The 2,432-nt window shown below is 73.3% G+C and carries 2 protein-coding genes; both read left to right on the forward strand.

Annotated features, from left to right (window positions below; all coding sequences use genetic code 11):
- On the forward strand, positions 1–703 hold a 703-nt coding region (locus R3F55_26025), incomplete at its 5' end, for a carbon monoxide dehydrogenase subunit G (protein MEZ5670830.1).
- Positions 704–838: 135 nt separating this feature from the next.
- The coding region (locus R3F55_26030) for a hypothetical protein (GenBank protein ID MEZ5670831.1) at positions 839–2,432 on the forward strand (1,594 nt) is incomplete at its 3' end.

Below are 2,432 nucleotides of genomic sequence, written 5' to 3' on the forward strand. Positions count from 1 at the left end.
CGACACCAGCTTCTCGGCCAAGGTGACCGCCAAGCTTGGCCCGGTGAAGGCACGCTTCGGCGGCGCCGTCACGCTCTCCGACCTCAACCCGCCGGAAAGCTATACCATCAGCGGCGAGGGCAAGGGCGGCGCGGCCGGCTTCGCCAAGGGCGGCGCCAAGGTCCACCTGGCCGAGGACGGCGACGAAACCGTGCTGACCTATGAGGTCAACGCCTCCGTCGGCGGCAAGATCGCCCAGCTGGGCGGCCGGCTGATCGACAGCACCGCGCGCAAGATGGCCGAGCAGTTCTTCGGCAAGTTCGCCGAGATTGTCGCCGGCGGCGCCGCGACCGCGGCGGAGCCCGCCGCAGCCGCCGTCCCGGCCGAGCCCGCCGTGCCCCCGGTGCCGCCCGTGCCCCCGGTGCCGCCCGTGCCCCCGGTGCCTGCCGAACCCGCGGTGCCCGCCGCGCCAGCCGAACCGGCGGTGCCGCCGGCGCCGGCGGTCGCAGCCACGCCGGCCGCGCCGGCACATCCTGCCGCGCCGCCGTCGGCGCCGGACGCCGAGGAGGATGAAAGCAACACGGTCGCCAGCCACCTGCATGCCAAGATGGAGGAGGCGCGCACCGAGGAAAAGGTCAGCATGACCAACCCCTACATGTGGGTTGGCGCGGTGATCGGCATCGTGATCCTGCTGCTGGTCCTGTGGGCGGTCGGCGTGTTCTGACCGTTCGGCGCCGGCGACCCGCGTCGGCGGTTTCGCAGCGCGCATCGCGACCCCACCCCGCTGGGCATGGCGGTTCGATGAAATGCGCGATAGGCTGGGGCCGTGGACGAAGAGACGGCGACAGCGCGGCAAGGCATGACCGCAGGGCGCAAGAAGCGCCGCTGGTGGCTTTGGATTCTCGGCGGCATCGGCGGCCTGCTGCTGGTGCTGGTCGGCGGCGCGGTGTTCGTGCTCGACCGCTATGCCGGCGACATCGTGCGCCAGGCGCTGACCGACGCCGCGCTGCCGAACCCGCGGCTGGACATCGAACATATCGGCCTGTCGAGCAGCCGCATGGTCGATATCCGCATCGGCGACGCCGACGAGCTGGTCGCCGACGCGGTCGAGCTGGAATACGACCTGTTCGACCTGATCGGCCTGTCGCCCGAAGACCTGACCATCCGGCTGACGCGCCCGACGATCCATCTGTCGGTCGACGAGAACGGTGCGGTCTCGCTGGGTTCGCTCGACGCCCTGCTCGGCGGCGCCGGCGCGCCGGGCGATGAGACCGGCCCGGCGACGACGCCGTCCGGCGGCGCAGCGGCGGCGCCCTTCGACCGGCTGGTCCTCGACGACGCCACGGTCGTGCTGGACACGCCCGACGGCAGCCTCACCGCGCACGCCAGCGGCACCATCGACAGCGAGAGCGACGGCGGCTTCGCGATCGATCTCGCGCTCAAGGCCGACAATGAGACGGCCGTGCTGGACGCCGACGTGACAGCGACCGTCGGCCCGACCGGTGCGATCGATGGCCAGGCGACCCTGCGCGCCCTGACCGCCCGCACGCCTTGGGGCGACGCCGAGGACGGCACCGGCACCGTCGCCGTCGCATGGCCGGGCGAAGGCCTGCCCACGGGGACTGCCGACCTGGCCTTCGCCAGCCTGCGCATCCCCGGCGCGCTGTTGCCGCCGGCACTGTCGACCGCGGATGGCGACATGACCCTGCACGACGTCGCCGTCGCGGCCTCGTTCGACGGAACCGCCCTGGCGGCCAGGGTGGCCGCGGCGGACACGACCGGCGAGAACGCCCTCTCGGTCGAGATCGACACGCCCGACCTGTTCGCCGGCGGCTCGGCGACCGTGGCCGTGGACCTCGCCAGCGCCGGCGACACCCTGCTATGGCCGCTGCGCACCGACTGGACCGGCGGCGGCAGCCTGACCGCGTCGGCGACGGGCACCGTGACCGTGCCGCCGATCGCCGCGCTGGCGGCGGACCCGGCGGCGGCAATGGCCGAGGCGGAGGGCAAGCTGACCCTGCAGTGGCTGCTCGGCGAGGCAACCGTGCCCGGGCTGGGCCAGGACATCGCCTCGGTCGGCGATGTGACGGTCACGCTCGCCGAAGGCAGGGCGACCCTGGCCAGCGACGATCCGGTCGAGCTGCGCATCGGCGCGCTCGACCCGGCCGCGCTCGCCGGCCTGGCCGAGTCCGACCCGCAATGGGAACCGATCCTGGCCCGCGACTTCGCCGGACGGATCGATCTGGCCGTCGAGGGCCGGCCGACCCGGTCGCTGACGCTCACGCTGGCCGGCACGGCGGACGGCTGGACCGCAGAGGGCGACATGACGGTGCTGGCCGCGACCGAAAGCGGCCCCCTGGTCGCCGCGGAGTTCACCGGCACGGTGCATTCCGGCGAGGACGTGACCGTCGAGCTGACCGAGCTGTCGCTCTATGCCTCGGACATCGATCCGC

This window comes from Alphaproteobacteria bacterium (assembly GCA_041396705.1).
GTDB lineage: Bacteria > Pseudomonadota > Alphaproteobacteria > CALKHQ01 > CALKHQ01 > CALKHQ01.